The organism is Candidatus Syntrophosphaera thermopropionivorans (genome assembly GCF_004353895.1).
Lineage (GTDB): Bacteria > Cloacimonadota > Cloacimonadia > Cloacimonadales > Cloacimonadaceae > Syntrophosphaera > Syntrophosphaera thermopropionivorans.
On record NZ_SMOG01000022.1, the window covers coordinates 1 to 21,645 of the forward strand.

Here is a 21,645-nt window from a genome sequence, read left to right on the forward strand (position 1 = left end):
TTGATTATAAAAATCGTACTATGACTACCAGAGGGAAAACTTATCACGAAGGTGACTGGATTTCTCTGAATGGAAGCACTGGTCAAGTCTTTGAAGGTAAAATTGAGACCGTAGCACCTGAACTGAGTGGAGATTTTGCTGAACTTATGGATTTGGCTGATAAATATACTCGTATGTATGTTCGCACCAATGCTGATACCCCTCAAGATGCGACTGTAGCTCGTAAATTTGGAGCTCGGGGTATTGGACTTTGCAGAACTGAGCATATGTTCTTTACCGGAGATCGCATTAAAGCTATGCGTGAGATGATTTTGGCTGATAATGAAGAAGGACGCAGAAAAGCTCTGGATAAGCTATTACCTATGCAACGCTCCGATTTTGAAGGTATTTTTACGGCTATGGATGGCTTCCCTGTCACCATTCGTTTATTAGACCCTCCTTTGCATGAATTCCTTCCTCATGAAGAAAATCAACAAAAAGAGATAGCAGAGGAACTGGGAATTTCTTTTCAAAAAGTTAAAGAAAGAGTCAATGCTTTGCACGAACTCAATCCTATGTTGGGACATAGAGGCTGCCGTTTAGGCAATACTTATCCCGAAATTACAGAAATGCAGACCCGTGCCATAATTGAAGCAGCTCTCAATGTTAAAGCTAAAGGTATTAAAGTAATACCCGAAATTATGGTACCTTTAGTAGGAATTGAAACTGAATTCAAGATGCAGGACGAGATTATACGTAGCACAGCTGAAAAGATTTTTGCCGAAAGAGGTGATAGAATTGACTTTTTGGTGGGCACAATGATTGAAGTACCGCGTGCTGCTTTGATTGCTGATAAAATTGCAGAAAGTGCAGAATTCTTCAGTTTTGGAACGAATGATTTAACTCAAATGACCTTTGGTTATTCTCGTGATGACGCAGGTGTCTTCCTTCCTATCTATCTGGATAAACATATACTTAAGAATGATCCTTTCCAGATTTTAGACCAGGAAGGAGTGGGACAATTAGTTCAGATGGGAACTGAGCGCGGTAGAAAAACCCGACCTAATCTGAAAGTGGGTATCTGTGGAGAGCATGGTGGTGAACCCAGCTCCGTGGAATTCTGTCATAGAGTCGGTATGGATTATGTTAGCTGTTCCCCTTATCGCGTTCCTATTGCAAGAGTTGCCGCAGCTATGGCTGCAATTAGAGAATAAATGATTAATTGAACACCGGAGCTTAAAAACTCCGGTGTTTTTTATTTTTTCTCTTTCCCAATTTTAAAATTTTATCTCTTAGTTCATAATTCTCTCTTGGCTCTCCCTTAGCTCTTTTGTAAGTAAATTGATAAGAGAGAGTCAAGTAGGAGATAGATTAGAGCTAACATGCTGTCATCCATTATATTAGACCCAAAATAGTCCTATTTATAAGCTATTATAAAGAAAATTATTTTATCTATTTTTTAATAAAATCTCGGTTTCTTTAACGCTAAAATAGCTTGAATGTTTAAAATAGATTGACTAAATAAATGTTTTAGATTATAATAGATTATAAGAGAAACTTTAAAAAGAGGATTCAATGGATAATAACAAGAAATTTCCTAATGAAGAACAGAGTTATGCAGAAGAGCAAGGTAAGATTGATGCCAAAAAACTACAATTTTATGAGAACTTACGGCAAAAAGCCAGAGAATGGACTAAAGAAAAGACCGGAACTGCAGGCAATAAATTAGCGGAATATCTATTTTTACTGCCTGATTTCTTTATTCTGGTCTGTCGTATAGCTGTAGATAAAAGGGTTCCTGCACACATAAAGTTAAAATTAGCCGGAATCATTGCTTATGTAATGATGCCCTTAGACTTAATTCCAGATTTCATCCCTATTATGGGTTCTATTGATGATTTAGTGCTTATCGTACTGGGTTTGAATATGATACTTAATGATATAGACCAGCAAATTCTGGAAGATAACTGGAGTGGAGAAGGTGAAGTTTTACATTGGATGCAAAGGATTACTGCTGAAGCAGAGAATTTTTTAGACCGAAATATTCTTCAGAAAATAAAGAACTTTTTGAAACTATAAGAGATTATGTTTACTCTACTTCTTGCCTCCCATAATCAAGATAAGGCTAAGGAGTTGAAAGCTTTATTAAGTGGAATGAATATTCAGCTTTTAACTCTTAATGATTTTCCCAATATTGTTCCTACTATTGAAGATCAGGATACTATTTCCGCCAATGCAATGAAAAAGGCATTTGAAGCTTCGCTTAAGACTGGTTTAGTAAGTTTAGCAGATGACACCGGTTTATTTATTAAAGCATTAAATGATAAGCCAGGAGTATATTCAGCTCGCTTTGCGGGTGAACACTGTTCCTATAAAGATAACAGAATGAAAGTGTTAAAATTGATGGAAGGGATAACCAATCGTTATGCAGAATTTCGCACTTGTGTTGCTCTTTCTGCGCCTGATGGCATTATCAGTTTTAAAATTGGAATCCTGGAAGGTAATATAACTACTGAGGAAAGAGGGACTAATGGTTTTGGTTATGATTCTATCTTTATGCCTTTATCATTTAATAAGACCTATGCAGAAATGACCGATACAGAAAAGAACTCCATCTCTCACCGGGCAAAAGCAATAGAAGCTATTATACCAATTATCAAAGAACTAATTGAATCATCAAAAGGAGGTTTGCAATGATAAAACCAGAAGTTTTCCGCCAATATGATATTCGTGGCATAATGGGAGAAGATATTGATGAAGAATCTTTTTATTTAATCGGTAAAGGTTTTGGCACCTATCTCCATCAGAAAGGTCTATCTTCTTTAGTTTTAGGTGGAGATGCTCGTTTAACCACCCCTTCTCTCAAAGAAGCCTTTGCCCGAGGAGCTCTGGAAACAGGCTGCACTGTTATTGATATAGGAATGGTGGCAACTCCTGTCCTCTATTTCTCCATCTGGAAACTGAAGACTGATGGTGGTGCGATGATTACTGCCAGTCACAATCCTTCCAACTACAATGGCTGTAAACTGAATCTGGGATTGGATTCTGTCTATGCAGATGAGCTTCAGAAGGTGCTACATATTATTCAGAAAGGTGAATTTGCTTCTGGAAGCGGCACTTATACTATAAATACTTCAGTAAACGATGATTATAAAGATTATATAATCTCAGGAATAACACTTGAACGCCCGGTTAAAGTAGTAATTGATGCAGGAAATGGAGTGGGAGGATTATATCTTCCAGAAATACTGGAAAATTTAGGCTGTGAGGTAATAACAATGTATTGTGAACCTGATGGTTCTTTCCCCAATCATCATCCTGATCCCACCATAGAGAAAAATATGCAAGACCTATCTAAAAAGGTGGTCTCAGAAGGTTATGAACTGGGAATAGGTTTGGATGGAGACGCTGATAGAATTGGTGTAGTAGATGAAAAAGGTAAATTACTATTTGGAGACCAGATTCTCAATATTCTTGCAAGAGATTATCTCAAGCACAATCCAGGAAAATCCGTCATCGTTGATGTCAAATGCTCAAAAAACCTCTATGATGATATTATAAAATATGGTGGTGTTCCTATTATGTATAAAACGGGACATGCCAATATCAAAATGAAGATGAAAGAACTGGGAGTGGAATTTGCTGGTGAAATGAGTGGTCATATTTTTCTCGCAGATAGATATCTCGGTTATGATGATGCTATCTATGTAAGCTGCCGATTTATTGAAGTAGTATCCAAAACTGAGAAACCAGTTAGCACTTTTCTGGCAGACCAACCTAAGATGTACAACACCCCTGAATTGCATATTGATTGTCCGGATGACAGGAAATTTGAAGTGGTAGCAAAAGTCTGTGATGAATTAAAAGCTGAAGGTTATGATGTCCTTGATATAGATGGTGCACGAGTCAATTTTCCTGATGGCTGGGGATTAGTTCGTGCTTCTAATACTACTCCAGTTCTGGTAACACGTTTTGAAGCAGTAACTGAAGAAAGGATGAAGGAAATTCAGCAACTGATAGAAAGTAAAATCTATAAATATCTATAAAAGATAAAAAGGCAGATTTTGGTTAAATTGTAAAAGTAGAAATCTGCCTTATTATTTCTTTTTATAACTCTTTGTTTTGAATGGTTTTAATTAAATCTGAGATTGGTTCCAGAGAGTAAAGTTTTTGTTCGCCAGATTCCAGATTTTTGAGTAGAGCACTTTTCTGCTTAATCTCTTCTTCTCCAATGAGTAAAGCATAATATGCTTTACTATTATTCGCCGCTTTCAATTGAGCTTTAAGTGAAGCACGATCAGGTTCATACTCAGCATAGATTCCCTTTACTCTTATTATATTAAGATAGGGGATAATTAATTCCTGTGCTTCTCTACCAATAGTTATAATAAAAACTTCAGGAAATGGAGGACCTGGCAAAGTTATTTTTTCTTCATTTAGCGATAAAAACAATCGTTCAAATCCTCCAGCAAAGCCAACTGCCGGAATGTTTTTCCCTCCTATCTGATTCAATAAGCCATTGTATCTTCCTCCACCAGCTAAAGCATTCTGAGCTCCGATTCCTTCATAAATTACCTCAAAAGCTGTATTAGTGTAATAATCCAATCCTCTAACGATGCGTGGATTGATGATAAATGGAATTTTCATCAGGTCTAGATAGTGCTGCACTTCAGAAAAATGTTCCCTACAGGGTTCATCCAGATAATCTAACTGGATGGGTGCTTTTTTTGCAATGTCCCCACATTCTTTCACTTTACAATCAAGAATCCTACGAGGTTTTCGTTCAAAGCGTTCCTGACAATCGGGACAAAGCTGATTTAGATAGGGCTGAAAATAATCTCTAAGAGCTTTATCATATTCTTTAGCACAGACGGAGCATCCCACACTATTTAATTCCAGATGAAGTTTTTTCAAACCCAGACCGGTTAGATAATTCCATAATATGGCAATAATTTCTGCATCATAATAGGGATTATTGCTGCCAATAAATTCCACTCCATACTGGTAAAACTGACGATATCTTCCAGCTTGAGGGCGATCATAACGAAACATAGGCCCAAGATAATAAAGTTTGGTGTAAGAAGAACCAATATCCATCCGATTTTCAATGTAGCTACGTGCTACAGGAGCTGTCCCTTCGGGACGAAGAGCAAATTCTCTTCCCTTACGATCAGTAAAACGATACATTTCTTTCTTTACTACATCCGAACTTTCACCAGAACTTCTTTCAAAAAGAGCTGCCTGTTCAAAGATGGGAGTAACAATTTCGGCATAACCATAAGCTTCTACCAGCTTACGAAATTCCGCTATCACCCTGTGCCATTTAGGACTGTCTTCTGGTAAAATATCATAAGTGCCACGAGGTATACTATATTGCATAAAAACCTCCTCAATTTGTTAAAAAATGGTTATAAGGATAATCTTCAATTGTCAGGTCTGGATAATGAACATTATAAAGATATAAACCCTGTGCTGGAGCAGTTAAAACAAGCTTTTGCCGTGCATTTTGCTCTTCAAGTATTTGCTTCATAACCTCTACTCCCAGACCTTTTTGTGATAAATTAACCATCGTTCCCACCATTCTACGAACCATATGATGGAGAAAACGGTCTGCTGTAATTTTAAATACTATTTTGCCCTTCATTTCTTTAATTGTGAAAGATAAGACATTACAGATATGATTGGTAATAGCGGGATTATTTTTACTCAATGAAGTGAAGTTATGATTTCCTTTTAGAACTTCAGCCATAGCATATAAATCTTCCATTACAATTTCTTTCCCCGGAATATAACCGGTATACAATCGGTTCAAAGGAGTTCTTTCCCTTGCTAAAAGATATATATAAGTTCGGGAAGTGGCAGAATAGCGGGCATTAAAAGAATCTTTTACCTGCCAGATTCCAGTAATCATAATATCTGAATCCAGTTTACTATTTAGCGCTAAAAGTAACTGTTGAGTGGTCATCCTTCCATTATAATCAAAATGAGCATAATTAGCAATGGAATGAACCCCTGCATCAGTGCGACCTGAACCAGTAACATTAGGATGAGTTATCCCCAAATCCCTCAAAGCAAATATCAATTCTCCTTGCACACTTCTTCCTGAAGTCTGAGTTTGCCATCCTCTAAAGTTTGTGCCATCATACATAACTCTGATTAAAAAACGGGACATAATCAGCTACCAAATTATAATCAAAATCATAATAACTGAAAGTAAAAGAGCTATCATATTGGAAACAGTGGAAGATGAATGAGTTTGATCTGAGTCTATAGATAAATTGAGCTTCTCTTCTATTTCCTGGGATTTTTGTAAGACACTGGTTCCAGCTTCAAACATATTATCAATAACTTCACCAATAGTATTTTTGCCCTCTGGTTTATGATTGGTGAAATAAGCCGTATAAGCCTGAATATAAAAAGAGGTGGCTAATCCAAAATGTACCAGCCATCTTCCCCATTTATATTTTCGTATAAAACGAGTATCATTCAGTACTTTCACCAGATTTAAATTACCCAGAGCATACACACCTGCAAGAATAAAGAATATAACTTTTAAGGTAAAAAGTGCCATTAAAGGGAACTGAACTTTAAAGATAGTTCCAAAAATCCAATAGGCAGTAAAAAAAGGTAGAGTTACTCGTAAACCTTTTAGGACCTGTTTATAAAGAGAACAATCCAGAAGCATAAAGCTTAAAAAAATCCCTATCAATAATAATATCTTTTGCCAGGAAGAACTTATTGCAGCTATCAGAGCTAAAACTAATATTAATAAACGAAGCCCAAGATGCTGTTCGCTTAAAACTGATAGCCTTTTTCCCACTAAGGCTTCTCATTCGGAATGAAAAATGGGTTTTTCTTGCCCTGCTCCCCGGGAGATTCAGGTTGAGGAAAGAAATTATTCTCTGGATTATTACTCATATTAATAGTTTCCGTCTCCTCCTGTTTTTCTGGAACGGAAAGAATGGATTCTTCTTCTGGAACTATAGTGGTATCTTGAACTTCAGATTCCGAGGATGGCTCTTCCCTCAGACTATCCGATTCAGTGAAGGAAAGAAGCAACTGATCAAATCTATTAAGCTGGAAATTCTTTCCATCAAAGAATTTTGCTGTAATCGTGGTGTATTCAGTATCTGAATCATATTCCAGAACCTTTGCCAGATATGGTTTTGCAGCAGTGGTGTCTCTTGCTTCAAAGGTATAATACCATCCTAAACGGAAATTAGCTTTAAGCTTAATCTCGGGGTACTCAGAGTTCACCAGTTCATTTAATACAATCAGCATAGAATCTGGATAAGTTTCCGCATATCCAAAAGCTTTATCCAGTAATAAATATTGCTCTTCTTCCCGGGGGTCAATTAAACGAATAGGTTTCTCCGCAAGCATATTTTCCAGAGCTCGGGTATATTTATTAGCGGGATATTCTTCTTGCATCCTATTATAAAGAGCTTGCATCTGTTCATAACCACCAGGGATTTTTTGATAAACACAGGCTTGAGAAAATAGTGCCAGCGGAATAATCTCGCGTTCAAATCTATCTAATATCTCATCTAAAGCAGCTAACCTGTCCTGATTATTCTTCAGTTCAGCTTGAAGAGTAGTCAAAGATTGTTCAAGTTTTTTCCTTTGTTCTGCGGGATTAACTATCTCTTCTTCAATCTTTAGACTATCGGAGTCCGTAGAAAGATTCGTATTTTCTGCTATGGTTAAACTATCTGAAGCTATAAGAGAATCCCCTAAAGTAGGTTCCGCTTGTGAAAAAGATAAATTTAAATTATCTTCTTCAGAGATAGCAGGTAGAGTTTCTATCAATACAGAAATTGAATCTATGGCACTTTGTTGGTAGGAAATTACATTTAGCAAGGAATCCTTTCTGGTAGTAATTATATCTCTGGTATCAATTAGCTTTTGATACATCAATATGGCAGAATCAGGAAGAGCAAATTGATTCAAATAATATTCTGCAGCAGTCATATAATAATCTATTAATTCTTGCAGTTTTTGTTCCGGGTCAAGTTTATCTTTATTTTTCAAAAAATCTATAGCACTGGCTTTCTTTTGGGCAATAGTTGCAAGTTCAGAGTTAGGGAATTCGGTTCGCACTTTGCTGTAAGCAGTCATAGCTTTTGTCAAATCACCAGCCTGGTAAAAATAATATTCTCCCAGATAGTAATTAGCTTCCGCAGAACTTTGAGTGCGAGGATAGGATTTGGTGATATCTGCCACCTCGGCAATACCTTGTTCCGTATCACCCTGAGCTATCAGTAAACGCGCTTTCAAAACCCTTGCTTGAGCAATTTTATCGGGACGATTTTCATCCTTTAAAAGCTTCTGTAAGGTCTTCCAGCTGGCTTCATAATCACCCAGATAGAATTGATTTAAAGCTATATAATACCGAGCTTCCAGTTTAAGCGATTGAGGGATACGAGGGTCTCTGGCTATCTTTTCAAATTCTCGTAATGATTTAGCGTAATCTTTTTGGATAAAGTAGTTTTTACCAAAAGTGAAGAAAGCTTCACGATATTCCTTAGATTTAGGATAATTAGTAATCAGCTTTTCAAGCCAGTATTGGGCTTTGATATAATTCTTGTCTTCAATTTCAAATTCTGCCAGAGTCAAGAGAGCACGAGGATGTAATTTTTTCTGACTGGGGTCAAGGATAAATTCTTCCAGAATTTTATTTGCTTGTTCTTTCTGGTTTATCTCCCGATACACTTTTGCCAGATAGATATGTGCTTCTCCCCAGTAAGGACTATCGGGAAAGTTATTAATCAAAGCCTCAAATTGGTCTTTTGCTTGAAAAGCACTATTCCCTTTATAGTAAAGGGCACAAGCCATTATAAAAAGAGCATCATCAGCTTCTTTGCCAGGATTAGGACGACTAAGAATGATACCACATTTCTTAATAGCTTTAGTGTATTCTTCTACTGCCTGGTTAGTGGGTCTACCATTAGCATTAAGAGGTCTTGATTGAGCTGATTTATAATATTTACGGGCATTATAAAGTGTGTTAGTCTCCATACACCCGCTTAGTATCAATAGAATCATCAGCAAAGGAATATATCTTTTCATATTATCAGATTATGCCTTATTCTACTATTTGTCAATATAAATTTATCCCCTCGGTCTGCACCAATTCCAGAAGGGTTGGTTTCTTCAAAAAATTAACTGCAGCATTTATATCTGGATAGGTTATGCGGTCTTCTTGAAGAATGGGAACAATTTGCCTAAAACTTGATTTCACTTTTTCCAATACTGAAGAAGAGGGAATATTTCGCTGGTCTAATGCTTGAGCTGCCACCATTAATTCTATTGCCAGGACGGTTCTCACATTTTCTACTACCTGAATTAATTTATTGGCTGAGACTGAACCCATGCTCACAAAATCTTCCTGGTTAGCAGAAGTTGGTATATTATCTACACAAGCAGGATGAGCCAATACTCTGTTTTCCGAAACCAGTGATGCAGCAGTCAGTTGCACAATCATATAACCAGAATCAATGCCAGGATTTTTTGCCAGAAAAGGATTTAAACCCCTATTTAACGCTGGATTAAGCATCTGTTCTATCCTTCTTTCCGAGATAGATGCCAGCTCCGATATTGCCAGAGCTAAGGTATCTAAGCAAATTGCCAAAGGTTCACCATGAAAGTTTCCTCCCGAAATAACCTTTTCCTCATCAGGGAAAATGAGAGGATTATCCGTCGCTGAATTTATTTCCACTTCCAGCACTCCTCTTACATAATCTAAAGCATCACGCACTGCTCCATGAACTTGAGGTGTGCATCTCAAGCTATAGGGATCTTGCACATTTTCACAATTTAAGTGCGATTCCCGTAATGGACTATTATTCATCAAGTTACTAATGTTGGATGCACTAGCTATTTGACCCTTATGAGGACGTAATTTATGAACTAAGCTATCAAAAGCGGAAGGAGTTCCTTTCATTGCATCAATTGTGCAGGCAGCTATTATATCTGCATACTTACACAATCTTTCCGCTTCTAAGAGATTTAATACTCCGAGAGCAGTCATAACCTGAGTTCCATTATTCAGGGCAAGACCTTCCTTAGCTTGCAGTTGTACCGGTTTTATCCCTGCTCTTAGCATCGCTTCTGCTCCAGAAATAATTTCCCCTTCAAACTCAGCTTCACCTTCTCCTATAAGAGTTAGTGCCAGATGCGAAAGTGGAGAAAGGTCTCCGCTTGCACCTACGGAACCTCTCATAGGAATTATGGGATGTACACCTTTATTCAACATATCAACTAAAGTTTGTAAAGTTTCCAGTCTTATTCCAGAATGTCCTTTAGCTAATACATTTATGCGCAGAAGCATAATTGCCCGAGTTTGTTCCACGGTATAGGCAGGTCCAACACTGGTAGAATGACTGCGGATTAAATTAACCTGCAATTCAGCAATGTTATCCCTGGGAATAGCTATGGAACTTAACTTCCCAAAACCAGTATTCAATCCGTAAACAAGTTCGCCTTTGTCTATTATTTTTTCCACATAATCTCTGCACTTATTAACTTGTTGAATACAGGCTTCAGTTAATGCGATAGGAGTGCGTTTATAAGCAACCTCTTCTATCTTTTCCAAGTTTAAACTGTTTCCATCAATATAAATTGTAGACATCAATCTTCCTTCTCCTATTATACTACAACATTGGATTTTAACTTTGCTGCAGACTTAAGTAATAGAGTGCAACATATATAGAGAAGCCTTTTTTGTCAAACCGCAAGTAGTAAGAGTATCTCTGGAAAGCAGATGACTGAAAATGGTAAGAAATACTTTCGTTGCTACAATCCCATATGGCATTTAAACCTTTTTTTTAATTTCCTAACCATTATATCCAGATATTTTGACTTTATCCCTTTTAAATGACCATCCATTATAAATTAGCTAACCTAATATTCTATCATATGAGTTTTGCTGGTTATTTAAATGCAATGAATCTCTTTTATCTTTCTAACATCCATCCATAAGATAATATACTTACTCTTTTATTGAAATTAATAATATGCTAATAATCAAAAAGTTGTATCTCCTAAATGTCCAAGGGAATCTATAAAATCAAATAAATAAATTGACAGAAAAGCATTGGTTCAAAAGTATGACATAATAATTTATAAACTGTCTAAAATGTATAGCCCAAGTCCCTAATTTTGCAGGGGCTTATAGTTCTTTAGGAGGAACCATGATATCCTGTTTGCAGGATACTTATCAAAGTATCAAAAGGAATAAAGTGCAAACTATTATTCCTACAAACTCAAAAACAGTTTTAACCAGCGAGATCCTGTGCGGAAACGAAATGCCTGTTAAGGTGTTTTCTCCCTGTGGGATTTTTATGGTCTGAAAACAGGGAGGAATAATTGAGCAAAGGTAATTTTGAAAATCGCATTAGAATCAAACTAAAAGCTTATGACCATCGTTTATTAGATCAGTCGGTGGCAGAAATTGTGAAAAGCACACGTAACACAGGTGCCAAAGTCGTTGGACCTATTCCTCTTCCTACTGATAGGACCATATATACTGTTTTGCGTTCTCCACATGTGGACAAGAAATCCCAGGACCAGTTTCAAATGTTGGTGCATAAGAGATTGATTGATATCTTAAACCCAACTCAACAAACTACTAATGCTTTAAAGAAGCTTAGTTTACCTGCTGGTGTCCATGTGGAAATTAAAGCCAACACAAGGAGCTAACTATGCTTGGATTAATTGGTAAGAAAATAGGTATGACTCAGATTTTTGACCCGGATGGAAAAGTTATTCCCGTAACGGTTATTCAAGCAGGACCTTGTAGAGTGGTCTATAAACGTAGCAAAGCTAAAGAAGGTTATGATGCTCTCCAGTTAGGGTATGAAGAAATAGAGGAAAAAAGAAGTAATCGCCCTAAAATTGGACATTGTAAGAAAAATGGTAGTCCTGTTTACCGTTATCTCAGGGAATTCCGTCCCTCAAAGAGTCAAAATATTGAAGATATAGAAGTGGGCACAGAATTTAAGGCGGATATCTTTCAACCCAATGAAAAGGTTAGTATAAGCTCTCGTTCCAAAGGTCGTGGCTTTACAGGAGTAATGAAACGTCATGGCTTTGCTGGTTTTATGAGCTCACATGGTGTTCATGAATCTTTCCGTGGTCCTGGCTCTATCGGTCAATGTGCTCAGCCTTCTCGCGTATTTAAAGGATTAAAGATGGCAGGACATCACGGAAATCAGAAAGTGACAGTTCATCATCTCAAGGTCGTAAAAGTTGATCCTGAACAAAACCTGATAATGGTAAAAGGTGCCGTGCCAGGACATCGTAATTCATTGGTCATAATCCATAAGGAATCATAGGAAAAAACAATGGCAACAGCAATAAAATTTAACTCCATTGGTGAAAAGATTGATGAGATAGAACTGCCAGCCCAGATTTTTGAGGTAGATGTTAATTCTCCCAAGGTTCTCTTGAATGAAGTTGTTACACAGTATTTGCTCAATCAACGTCAGGGAACTGTTCAAAAGAAAAATCGGGCGATGACAGCAGGAAGCACTCGGAAAATCTATCGTCAAAAAGGCACAGGAAGAGCCAGACAGGGCTCTATTAGAAATCCTGTTCGTGTTCATGGTGGTCGCGCTTTCGCTATTTTACCTAAAAATTGGTATCGTCCCATTCCCAAAAAAAAGAAGCGTCTTGCTTTGAAGGTCGCATTAACCGATAGAGCAAGAGATGGACGTATCTTCATTATTGAATCTTTTGATTTTACTGAACCGAATACTAAACAGGCTCGTGAAATTTTGAATAAAATCGTCCCAGATAAAGGATGGAAACTGGTAGTAACAGATGGACACCATTTCCCTACCGTTAAATCCTTCAACAATCTACCAGATGTGATGACTGACCGAGCAGATAGTCTCTATGCTTATGAAATATTGAAGAGTCATTATATTGTTATGACTCAAGATGCTCTCAACAAAGTTGAGGAGGTATTCAGCAAATGATACATCCAAGAAATATAATTATCTCCCCTATAATCACGGAAAAAAGTGAGAAATTGGCACGAGACAATAATATGTATACCTTTAAGGTAAGCATTAATGCCAATAAGATAGAGATTAAGAAAGCTATTGAGAAAATCTTCTCTGTTAAGGTTCTGGATGTTAATACCATAAGAATGCTCGGAAAGCCAAAAAGTCTGGGTAAATACAACGGCAAACGTCCGGATTGGAAAAAGGCAGTAGTAACCCTTAGAGAGGGTGATAAGATTGCCGATTTTGAGGTCTAAGGAGAAGACAATGGGTATTAAAAAATATAGACCTATCACCCCATCTCTTCGTTTTCGTACCGGTTATACCTTTGAAGAGCTGACGAAGAAAAAACCTGAAAAATCCTTGATTAAGCCAGTACGTAAAACCGCAGGAAGAAATAATAGTGGAAGAATCACCTGTCGTCATCGGGGTGGTGGACATCGTCGTCATTACCGTATTATTGATTTTAAAAGAGATAAATATGGTATTCCAGCTAAAGTAGCTGCCATAGAATATGACCCCAATCGCACTGCAAGAATCGCTTTACTGCATTATATAGATGGTGAAAAAAGGTATATCCTTGCTCCAGAAGGTTTGCAAGTGGGCACCAAAGTTATGTCTGGTCCAGAAGCAGAAATTGCGATTGGTAATGCTGTTCCTCTGGAAAGAATACCCTTAGGAGCTACAGTTCACAATATAGAGTTAAAAAGAGGTAAGGGTGGCCAAATTGCTCGTTCTGCCGGAACTTTTGGTCAAGTGGTAGCTAAAGATGGTGATTATGTTCATGTAAAGATGCCTTCCAACGATGTGCATCTAATCCGTAAAGAGTGTTTAGCTACTATTGGGCAGGTAAGTAATATAGAACACAATCTGGTGCATATAGGGAAAGCAGGAAGAAATCGCTGGAAAGGTATTCGTCCCACCGTCCGTGGTGTTGCTATGAATCCAATAGACCATCCTATGGGTGGTGGAGAAGGAAAATCCTCTGGAGGAAGACATCCTGTTTCTCCTTGGGGTAAACTCGCTAAGGGTGGAAAAACCCGTAAACCTCATAAATATTCCGATAAGTATATCGTGAAAGCCGTTAAAAAGAAATAAGGGAAGGAAATAATGGCACGTTCAATTAAAAAAGGACCTTTTGTTGACGCCCACCTTCTAAAAAAGGTAGAAGCACTAAATGCCGAAAATAAAAAAGCAGTTATTAAGACCTGGTCTCGTCGTTCTATGATTATACCAGATTTTATAGGTCATACCTTTTCCGTTCATAATGGGCATAAATTTGTTCCCGTTTATATAACCGAGAATATGGTAGGTCATAAACTGGGAGAGTTTTCGCCCACTCGTACCTACCGTGGACATAAAGAAAAGAAAACTAAGGCAAAATAAAGGAGCAAATTAAATGGAAGCTACTGCAAAACTCCGCTTTGCCCGTGGTTCTGCTCGTAAAGCAAGATTAGTGTTAGACCTTATTAGATATAAACCGGTCCCTGAAGCCCAAAATATCCTGCGATTCTCTCGCAGAGCTGCAGCTGTACCAATTAGCAAATTGTTGGATTCAGCTATCGCTAATGCTAAACTTCAGGACCCAAAACTGGACTTAAATAAAATGGTTGTTTCCGTTGCCACAGCCGATGAGGGTCCACAAATGAAACGCTATATGCCCAGAGCTATGGGAAGAGCTTATATGATTCGTAAACAAACCTGCCATATAGCTCTGGAAATCAGAACTTTGGAAGATTAGGAGGAATAGCTTGGGACAAAAAATTCACCCCATTCTCTATCGCCTCGGTGTTAATAAAGATACCGAATCTATATGGTTTGCCGATGGTCAGACCTATGTGGATTATCTGCAAGAAGATATCCGTATCCGTAAATATATCCATAAAAGACTGGAAGATAAAATGGTCTCTCGCGTGCAAATCTGGCGAAAAACTAACTCTATTACAATTGATATTCACACCGCTCGTCCAGGTTTAGTGATTGGCAAAAAAGGTGAAGATATAGAACGTCTTCGCAATGAATTAAATGTGCTGATTAACAAGAACCGTAAGAGTCCCATAGCTGTGTCTATTAATATTGAACAAATAGATAAGCTGTGGCTGGATGCAAGATTAGTGGGCAGAGAAGTAGCTCGTCAACTTGAAGAGCGTGTACCTTTCCGTAGAGCAATGAAATCCGCTATTCGTAATGTTATGAAAGAAGGAGCACAAGGAGTAAAAGTCCAGGTTTCTGGTCGTTTAGGCGGTGCAGAAATAGCTCGCACAGAAACCTATAAACAGGGAAGAACACCTCTGCATACCATTAGAGCAGATATTGATTACGCTTGTGTGGAAGCTCTTACCACCTATGGTGTAATTGGAATAAAAGTTTGGATATATAAAGGCGATATCCTCGGTGAGGAGAAATAAATGTTAGCACCAAAGAAAGTTAAACATCGTAAGGTAATGAAAGGCAGAAGGAAAGGCCTTGCTTGGCGTGGAAATACTGTAGATTTTGGAGATTATGGACTTATGGCTTTGGAAGATGCCTTCATTACCAGTCGTCAAATTGAAGCTGCACGTATCGCTATAACACGATATATGAAACGAGCCGGCAAAGTATGGATTCGTATATTCCCGGACAAACCTATAACTAAAAAACCAGCTGAAACTCGTATGGGAAAAGGAAAAGGTTCTCCAGAATACTGGGTGGCTGTTGTGCGTCCCGGTAGAGTTATGTTTGAGATTGAAGGAGTAAGTCCAGAAGAGGCAAAAGAAGCTATGCGTCTTGCCTCTCATAAATTACCTATAAAGACTCGTATAATTGCACGAGAAGGAATTGAATTATGAAGATGGAAGAAATGCGTGAAATGACTAATGAAGAGCTTCAGACCAGGCTCGAAGAATTGAGAATAGAACTTTTTAACTTACGTTTTCAGAAATCTAAGAACCTGCTGGACCGCCAAGATAGACCAAGACTTGTGAGAAGGGATATTGCTCGTATCCTGACTCTCCTGAAAGAAAGAGAAAAGAATCAGTGAGGTGAAGATGCAAAATACGCATAAAATGATTAAACAGGGTGTAGTGGTTAGTGATAAGAACGATAAGACTATTGTCGTTAGCGTTCAACGCCAATTTATTCATCCTTTATATAAAAAGACCGTCCGCAGGCATAAGAAATTTATGGCTCATGATGAACATAACGAAGCGCATGAAGGAGATATCGTTCAAATTATAGAACATCGTCCGATGAGTGCTCGTAAACGCTGGGCTCTTTATAAAATTGTAGAGCGAAGCAAATAAAGGAGTTTTGGAATGATTCAGGTTCAAACTATGTTGAATATCGCCGATAACTCCGGTGCCAGAAAAGCAATGTGTATTAAAGTGCTTGGAGGCACCAGGCGTAAATATGCCACCGTTGGCGATGAAATTGTAGTAGCTGTCAAATCTGCTACTCCAGGTGGTAAAGTAAAAAAAGGCAGTGTGGAACATGCGGTAATCGTGCGAACTGCTAAAGAAATTAGAAGACCAGATGGTTCTTATATCCGCTTTTCTGATAACGCTGCAGTTATTATTGATGAAAGACACGACCCTAAAGGAACACGTATTTTCGGACCCGTTGCTCGTGAATTGCGGGAACATCATTATATGAAGATAGTTTCTTTAGCACCAGAAGTGCTATAGGAGATTACTATGGCAAATAAAACTGAAAAAAAACAGCCTAAATTGAGATTGAAAAAAGGGGATTATGTGGTCGTGATATCTGGTGACGATAAAGGGAAAAAGGGACATATTCTCAAAGCTTATCCTAAAACAGGTAAGGTTATCGTAGAAAAAGTGCATATGATTAAAAAACACACTAAACCCTCACAAAACAATCCTCAGGGCGGCATCATCTCTATGGAAGCTCCGATTGACGCTTCCAATGTTATGCTTTTTAATGATAGATTAAACACTGTTTCTAAACCAGTATATAAGGTGCGAGAAGGTCGTAGAGTTCGGATATGTAAGAAATCTGGTGACGAGTTGTAGGAGATGTTACTATGAATAGATTGAAAGAACATTATAAAAATACGGTTATCCCAAATCTGCAGAAGCAGTTTAACTATAAAAATGTACATCAAGTGCCAAAGCTGGATAAGATTGTGGTAAGTATGGGAGTGGGAGCTGCTACTCAGAATAAAGCAATTCTGGATAATGCCGTAAAAGATATGGAACAGATAACGGGAAGAAAACCGATAGTGACTCGCGCCAAAAAATCCATTTCCAATTTTAAACTCAGGAAAGGAATGCCAATTGGATGCAAGGTCACTTTGCGTGATGAAATTATGTATGAATTCTTTGACCGTCTGGTCTCTATAGTTATCCCCCGTATCCGAGATTTCCATGGAATTCCAACCGATTCATTTGACGGGCGAGGTAATTTCTCTATCGGATTAAAAGAACAAACTGTCTTTCCAGAAATTGAATATGATAAGATTGATACTATACGAGGTCTAAATATCAATATAATAACCACTGCTCGTACCGATGAGGAAGGAAGGGCTCTATTGAAAGAACTTGGTATGCCCTTTCAACATAAAGCTTAAGGAGATATTATGGCAAGAAAAGCATTAATAATCAAACAACAGCGTACACCTAAGTTTAAAGTTAGAAAATATAACCGCTGTAAGATATGTGGTCGTCCCCGTGCTTATATGCGTGATTTTGGTATGTGTCGTCTCTGTTTCCGTAAGTATGCTTCAGAGGGACAAATACCAGGGATAACCAGAGCCAGCTGGTAATATTTTAGGAGGAAATAAATGAGCATTACTGATCCGATAGCTGATGCGTTGACCAAAATTCGCAATGCATATCGTGCCGGACATCAGCAGGTGATAATCAATCACAGTAAATTAACAGAAGCAATAGTTAAGATTCTCGCCGAAGAAAATTTTGTGAATAGCGTTCAGGTCCTGGATAAAGACCCCGAACAAAAGATAAATTATAAGCGTATACTGATTAATCTTCGCTATACTAATGATGGAAAACCTGTCTTACAAGGTCTGGAACGAGTATCCAAACCAGGAAGAAGAGTTTATGTTCGTGCCAATAACCTTCCTCGCGTATACAATAATACAGGTTGTGCTATTATATCTACTTCTCAAGGAGTTATGGTAGATAGAGATGCACGCATAAAACGCGTTGGTGGCGAATATATCTGTAAGGTGTGGTAGGAGGTTGTTATGTCACGCATAGGAAGAGCCCCTATTAAATTTGACCAGGATACTCACATAGAAGTAAAAGATAACATTGTATCTGTGAAAGGGGAACTGGGTGAATTGCAATATAAACTTATGCCCGGAATTACCGTAGAAATTTCAGATGGAGTTTTACAGGTAAAAAGAAGTAATGATAGCAAGGACCAGAAAGCTTTGCATGGCTTAACTCGAGCGCTATTGCAGAATATGGTAAAGGGCGTTAGTGAAGGATATCAAAAGAATTTGCAAGTGATTGGAACCGGCTATTCAGCAGAAAGAATAGGTCCCTGGCTAAAATTGAGTCTGGGCTATTCTCATGATATTATTATGGAAGTTCCAGAAGGATTAACCGTGGAAACTGAAGCCGTGCCTCGTTCCAAGACCTCACGAACTGATTTACAAAGCATAATTAGAGTTAAAGGAATAGATAAACAATTGGTTGGAGAATTTGCTGCTGAAATCCGTGCCTGTCGTCCCCCAGAAAATTATAAAGGAAAAGGCATTCGTTATGAAAATGAATCTGTCATTATCAAAGCTGGTAAAGCTGGGACGAAGTAGATGAGGAGTGAAAAATGATTAAATCCAGTACCAAAATCAAAGTAGAACATCGCAATCGCCGTAGAGCTGCTATCCGCAAGAAATTGCGTGGAACAGCAGAGCGTCCACGTCTGGTTGTGTTCCGTAGTCTGAAACATATCTATGCTCAGATTGTAGATGATACTGCAGGTAAGACTCTGGTTACTGCTTCCACAAGAGGTAAGGATATTCAGATACCTGCTGGTTTGAAGAAGACGGAACAAAGCTTTCTCGTTGGTCAAAAACTGGGTGAAAAAGCCCTCGCTGCTGGAATTACAAAAGTAGCTTTTGACCGAGCAGGATACAAATATCACGGTCGGGTTAAAGCACTGGCAGATGGTGCCCGAAAAGCCGGACTTGACTTCTAAAAGGGAGGAATAGTGAATTACGAATATAATCAAGCAGAAGAACAAAAACTGTTTGAAACTGTTATAGACACTAAAAGAGTAGCAAAAGTAGTCAAAGGTGGAAGAAACTTTAGTTTCACTGCTATTGTTGTTGTAGGAGACCGTGCAGGTAATGTGGGAGTGGGAAATGGAAAAGCCAATGAAATTTCCGATGCTATTCGCAAAGCCAAGGAAAGAGCTCAAAAAAATATGTTTGAAGTCCCCATTATAAAAGGGACTATCCCCCACGAAATTATCGCTCGTTTTGGAGCAAGTAAGGTGATGATGAAGCCAGCTTCTGAAGGAACTGGAATCATTGCTGGTGGAACTGCTCGTGCTATCTTTGAAGCAGCTGGGATTCAAAACATACTTTGTAAATCTTTGGGCTCAAACACTCCTTGTAATGTGGTCAAAGCTACTGTTCTCGGTCTTAAATCTATGCGAACCCTTTCTGATGTAGCTAAGCTTCGTGGTAAAACCGTGGCTGAGATCACCGGTCAGGAGGCGAAATGAAGATTAAAGTTACTCAAGTTAGAAGTACTATTAACCGACCAGAAAAGCAGAAACAGGTTATTAAATCCTTAGGTTTAGGACGTCCTGGTAGAAGTAGAATCCATGATGATAATCCCTGCATTAGAGGGATGATTAATAAGGTTTCTCACCTGGTCAAAGTTGAAGAATTAAAGGAAGAATAATATGCTTACTCTTTCCAATCTTGAAAAACCTCAAGGCAAAAAAGCCAAAAAACGTTTGGGTAAAGGACAGGGTTCTGGAGCTGGTCATCAAGCTGGTCGTGGTAATAAAGGACATAAAGCACGCGCTGGTGGAAAAATCCCAGCCTATTTTGAAGGCGGACAAATGCCTATAAACCGTCGTCTTCCTAAACGTGGGTTCAAAAATGTCTTTCATAAGAATTATCGCGTCCTTAATCTTTCTAAACTTCAGGATATAGAAGAGACTGATTTTGATATTATCAAGCTGGAAATGTTGGGGTTAATTCCCGTTAAAGGGAAAAAAGGTAAATACCCCGTTAAGGTTCTGGCTTCCACTACTGAGGAATTCACCAAGACCGTTCATATTAGAGCTAATGCCTTCTCCAAAAAGGCTAAACAACTCATAGAAGCGAACGGCGGTAAGGCGGAGGTAATCTAACTTGTTTAAGACTCTTGCGAATGTCTTTCGGATTCCCGATCTGCGAAAGAAAATCTTAATCACCCTCTTAATCCTAACCCTTTATAGATTGGGAAGTTTTATTCCCATCCCAGGGGTTAGTGGAACTGAATTAAAATCTTTCTTTGCTCGACAGACCGGTAGCATTTTTGACCTGCTTAATCTCTTTGTGGGGGGAAATTTTGAACGAGCTTCCATTTTTGCTCTGGGAATTATGCCCTACATCACAGCTTCTATCGTGATTCAGCTCTTAGGAAGTATTGTCCCCTATTTTGAAAAGCTGAGAAAAGAAGGAGCAGATGGACAAAAGAAACTGAATCAGATTACTCGCTATTGTACCGTTGCTTTAGCTGCTTTCAATGCTATCACAGTTACTGTTGGACTGGTTAATATGCATGGTGCAACTGGTCCGGTGGTTCCTCAACCAAACTTTCTATTCCATCTAACTGGAGTTATAACTCTGGTTACAGGAACAATGATTGTTATGTGGTTGGGCGAGCAAATCACGGAATATGGTATCGGAAATGGAATCTCCCTAATCATCTTTGCTGGAATCATTGCCCGTTATCCAGAAGGTTTTATCAATCTCTTCAGAACCAGATTTAATAGCGTATCAGGAGTTATAACTTCGCTTCTGGCAATAGCAGTAATGATTTTAGCTACAGCAGCCATCATATTCGTTACCGAAGCAGTGCGTAAGATTCCAGTTCAGTATGCCAAAAGAATTGTTGGAAGAAAGGTTTATGGTGGTCAAAGCACCTATATCCCTTTGCGGGTTAATACAGCAGGAGTTATTCCTATCATCTTTGCTCAGTCCATTTTAATGTTTCCCGCTACTCTTATCACCCTCTTTCAAGGTGGAGAAGCGGAAGTCGGTTCTTTCTGGTATAATATGCGTATCTGGTTTTCACCTGGACACTGGGTTTATACTATCATCTATGTTGCACTAATTATTTTCTTTGCCTATTTCTATACAGCTATTGTGCTCAATCCTACAGAAATGGCAGAAAATATGATTAAATATGGTGGACATATTCCCGGAAAAAAACCAGGTAAAAAAACTGCAGAATATATTTCCTCTGTTCTTACTCGTATAACTCTTCCGGGAGCAGTTTTCTTTGCTTTGATTGCCTTATTACCTGAAATTATGACCAATGTGTTCAAGCTACCTTTCTATTTTGGAGGAACAGGTTTAATTATTGTCGTTGGAGTCGCTCTGGATACATTGAAACAGATAGAATCACATCTTATTATGCGTCACTATGATGGCTTTATGAAAAAGGGAAAGCTTAAAGGTCGCACCAGCTAA

31 protein-coding genes are annotated in these 21,645 nt (G+C 38.3%); 26 read left to right on the top strand and 5 right to left on the bottom strand.

Annotated elements, in window-relative coordinates; translation table 11 throughout:
- The 4 genes from E0946_RS05960 to E0946_RS05975 all read left to right on the top strand — a co-directional run.
- Positions 1–1,193, top strand: a 1,193-nt coding sequence (locus E0946_RS05960) for a putative PEP-binding protein (RefSeq protein ID WP_133201557.1), incomplete at its 5' end; no start/stop codon positions are given.
- Positions 1,194–1,554: 361 nt separating this feature from the next.
- On the top strand, positions 1,555–2,058 hold the full coding sequence (locus tag E0946_RS05965; RefSeq protein ID WP_133201558.1) for a YkvA family protein: 504 nt from the start codon (positions 1,555–1,557) through the stop codon (positions 2,056–2,058).
- Positions 2,059–2,064: 6 nt separating this feature from the next.
- On the top strand, positions 2,065–2,676 hold the full coding sequence (rdgB, locus tag E0946_RS05970) for an RdgB/HAM1 family non-canonical purine NTP pyrophosphatase (RefSeq protein WP_133201559.1): 612 nt from the start codon (positions 2,065–2,067) through the stop codon (positions 2,674–2,676).
- Complete coding sequence (locus tag E0946_RS05975) at positions 2,673–4,025, top strand: phosphomannomutase/phosphoglucomutase (protein WP_133201560.1); 1,353 nt, start codon at positions 2,673–2,675, stop codon at positions 4,023–4,025. The genes rdgB and E0946_RS05975 overlap by 4 nt, the downstream gene beginning before the upstream one ends.
- A gap of 61 nt (positions 4,026–4,086) precedes the next feature.
- Here the strand turns inward: E0946_RS05975 and hisS are convergent, their stop codons facing one another.
- Genes hisS through hutH form a run of 5 tightly spaced genes read right to left on the bottom strand, consistent with a single transcriptional unit; the run spans position 4,087 to position 10,609 of the window.
- Complete coding sequence (gene hisS, locus E0946_RS05980) at positions 4,087–5,358, bottom strand: histidine--tRNA ligase (protein ID WP_133201561.1); 1,272 nt, start codon at positions 5,356–5,358, stop codon at positions 4,087–4,089.
- Positions 5,359–5,368: 10 nt separating this feature from the next.
- Positions 5,369–6,151: a tRNA pseudouridine(38-40) synthase TruA gene (gene truA / locus E0946_RS05985; protein ID WP_133201562.1), complete on the bottom strand. Its 783-nt coding sequence runs from the start codon at positions 6,149–6,151 to the stop codon at positions 5,369–5,371.
- 6 nt (positions 6,152–6,157) lie between these two features.
- Positions 6,158–6,799, bottom strand: a complete 642-nt coding sequence (locus E0946_RS05990; RefSeq protein ID WP_133201563.1) for a hypothetical protein — start codon at positions 6,797–6,799, stop codon at positions 6,158–6,160.
- Complete coding sequence (locus tag E0946_RS05995) at positions 6,799–9,048, bottom strand: tetratricopeptide repeat protein (RefSeq protein ID WP_133201564.1); 2,250 nt, start codon at positions 9,046–9,048, stop codon at positions 6,799–6,801. Before E0946_RS05995 ends, E0946_RS05990 begins: the two co-directional genes overlap by 1 nt.
- A 31-nt stretch (positions 9,049–9,079) precedes the next feature.
- Positions 9,080–10,609: a histidine ammonia-lyase gene (gene hutH / locus E0946_RS06000; RefSeq protein WP_133201565.1), complete on the bottom strand. Its 1,530-nt coding sequence runs from the start codon at positions 10,607–10,609 to the stop codon at positions 9,080–9,082.
- Between the two features lie 737 nt (positions 10,610–11,346).
- Here hutH and rpsJ point away from each other — a divergent pair.
- The 22 genes from rpsJ to secY are packed head-to-tail and all read left to right on the top strand — an operon-like array spanning position 11,347 to position 21,645.
- A complete protein-coding gene (gene rpsJ / locus E0946_RS06005) occupies positions 11,347–11,679 on the top strand; it encodes a 30S ribosomal protein S10 (RefSeq protein ID WP_133201566.1) in 333 nt (110 codons plus the stop codon).
- A gap of 2 nt (positions 11,680–11,681) precedes the next feature.
- Positions 11,682–12,314 (top strand): 50S ribosomal protein L3, encoded by a 633-nt coding sequence (gene rplC / locus E0946_RS06010; protein WP_133201567.1) that lies wholly within the window; start codon positions 11,682–11,684, stop codon positions 12,312–12,314.
- A gap of 9 nt (positions 12,315–12,323) precedes the next feature.
- Positions 12,324–12,959, top strand: coding sequence for a 50S ribosomal protein L4 (rplD, locus tag E0946_RS06015; RefSeq protein ID WP_133201568.1), 636 nt, complete (start codon positions 12,324–12,326; stop codon positions 12,957–12,959).
- Positions 12,956–13,243 (top strand): 50S ribosomal protein L23, encoded by a 288-nt coding sequence (gene rplW, locus E0946_RS06020; RefSeq protein ID WP_133201569.1) that lies wholly within the window; start codon positions 12,956–12,958, stop codon positions 13,241–13,243. The genes rplD and rplW overlap by 4 nt, the downstream gene beginning before the upstream one ends.
- A gap of 10 nt (positions 13,244–13,253) precedes the next feature.
- Complete coding sequence (gene rplB, locus E0946_RS06025; protein ID WP_133201570.1) at positions 13,254–14,084, top strand: 50S ribosomal protein L2; 831 nt, start codon at positions 13,254–13,256, stop codon at positions 14,082–14,084.
- Between the two features lie 12 nt (positions 14,085–14,096).
- Positions 14,097–14,372: a 30S ribosomal protein S19 gene (rpsS, locus tag E0946_RS06030; RefSeq protein ID WP_133201571.1), complete on the top strand. Its 276-nt coding sequence runs from the start codon at positions 14,097–14,099 to the stop codon at positions 14,370–14,372.
- A gap of 13 nt (positions 14,373–14,385) precedes the next feature.
- On the top strand, positions 14,386–14,727 hold the full coding sequence (gene rplV, locus E0946_RS06035) for a 50S ribosomal protein L22 (protein ID WP_133201572.1): 342 nt from the start codon (positions 14,386–14,388) through the stop codon (positions 14,725–14,727).
- Positions 14,728–14,737: 10 nt separating this feature from the next.
- On the top strand, positions 14,738–15,394 hold the full coding sequence (gene rpsC, locus E0946_RS06040; protein WP_133201573.1) for a 30S ribosomal protein S3: 657 nt from the start codon (positions 14,738–14,740) through the stop codon (positions 15,392–15,394).
- Positions 15,395–15,814 carry a 50S ribosomal protein L16 gene (gene rplP, locus E0946_RS06045; RefSeq protein WP_133201574.1) on the top strand — a complete coding sequence of 140 codons (420 nt, stop codon included), beginning with the start codon at positions 15,395–15,397 and terminating at the stop codon, positions 15,812–15,814.
- The gene (gene rpmC / locus E0946_RS06050; protein WP_133201575.1) at positions 15,811–16,005 is read left to right on the top strand and encodes a 50S ribosomal protein L29; all 195 of its coding nucleotides are present in this window, start codon (positions 15,811–15,813) and stop codon (positions 16,003–16,005) included. Before rplP ends, rpmC begins: the two co-directional genes overlap by 4 nt.
- Before the next feature lie 7 nt (positions 16,006–16,012).
- On the top strand, positions 16,013–16,267 hold the full coding sequence (rpsQ, locus tag E0946_RS06055) for a 30S ribosomal protein S17 (RefSeq protein WP_133201576.1): 255 nt from the start codon (positions 16,013–16,015) through the stop codon (positions 16,265–16,267).
- Between the two features lie 12 nt (positions 16,268–16,279).
- The gene (rplN, locus tag E0946_RS06060; protein WP_133201577.1) at positions 16,280–16,648 is read left to right on the top strand and encodes a 50S ribosomal protein L14; all 369 of its coding nucleotides are present in this window, start codon (positions 16,280–16,282) and stop codon (positions 16,646–16,648) included.
- A gap of 9 nt (positions 16,649–16,657) precedes the next feature.
- Entirely contained in the window at positions 16,658–16,996 is a 339-nt protein-coding gene (gene rplX / locus E0946_RS06065; RefSeq protein WP_243713767.1) for a 50S ribosomal protein L24, read from the top strand.
- Positions 16,997–17,007: 11 nt separating this feature from the next.
- Complete coding sequence (rplE, locus tag E0946_RS06070; protein WP_133201578.1) at positions 17,008–17,553, top strand: 50S ribosomal protein L5; 546 nt, start codon at positions 17,008–17,010, stop codon at positions 17,551–17,553.
- A 9-nt stretch (positions 17,554–17,562) separates the two neighbouring features.
- Complete coding sequence (locus E0946_RS06075) at positions 17,563–17,748, top strand: type Z 30S ribosomal protein S14 (RefSeq protein WP_133201579.1); 186 nt, start codon at positions 17,563–17,565, stop codon at positions 17,746–17,748.
- Between the two features lie 18 nt (positions 17,749–17,766).
- Positions 17,767–18,180 carry a 30S ribosomal protein S8 gene (gene rpsH / locus E0946_RS06080; RefSeq protein ID WP_133201580.1) on the top strand — a complete coding sequence of 138 codons (414 nt, stop codon included), beginning with the start codon at positions 17,767–17,769 and terminating at the stop codon, positions 18,178–18,180.
- A gap of 9 nt (positions 18,181–18,189) precedes the next feature.
- Positions 18,190–18,762 (top strand): 50S ribosomal protein L6, encoded by a 573-nt coding sequence (rplF, locus tag E0946_RS06085; RefSeq protein ID WP_133201581.1) that lies wholly within the window; start codon positions 18,190–18,192, stop codon positions 18,760–18,762.
- 14 nt (positions 18,763–18,776) lie between these two features.
- On the top strand, positions 18,777–19,148 hold the full coding sequence (rplR, locus tag E0946_RS06090; RefSeq protein ID WP_133201582.1) for a 50S ribosomal protein L18: 372 nt from the start codon (positions 18,777–18,779) through the stop codon (positions 19,146–19,148).
- Positions 19,149–19,160: 12 nt separating this feature from the next.
- Entirely contained in the window at positions 19,161–19,679 is a 519-nt protein-coding gene (gene rpsE / locus E0946_RS06095) for a 30S ribosomal protein S5 (RefSeq protein ID WP_133201583.1), read from the top strand.
- On the top strand, positions 19,676–19,861 hold the full coding sequence (rpmD, locus tag E0946_RS06100) for a 50S ribosomal protein L30 (protein WP_133201584.1): 186 nt from the start codon (positions 19,676–19,678) through the stop codon (positions 19,859–19,861). The genes rpsE and rpmD overlap by 4 nt, the downstream gene beginning before the upstream one ends.
- 1 nt (position 19,862) lies before the next feature.
- Complete coding sequence (gene rplO / locus E0946_RS06105) at positions 19,863–20,318, top strand: 50S ribosomal protein L15 (RefSeq protein WP_133201585.1); 456 nt, start codon at positions 19,863–19,865, stop codon at positions 20,316–20,318.
- A 1-nt stretch (position 20,319) separates the two neighbouring features.
- Complete coding sequence (gene secY, locus E0946_RS06110; protein ID WP_133201586.1) at positions 20,320–21,645, top strand: preprotein translocase subunit SecY; 1,326 nt, start codon at positions 20,320–20,322, stop codon at positions 21,643–21,645.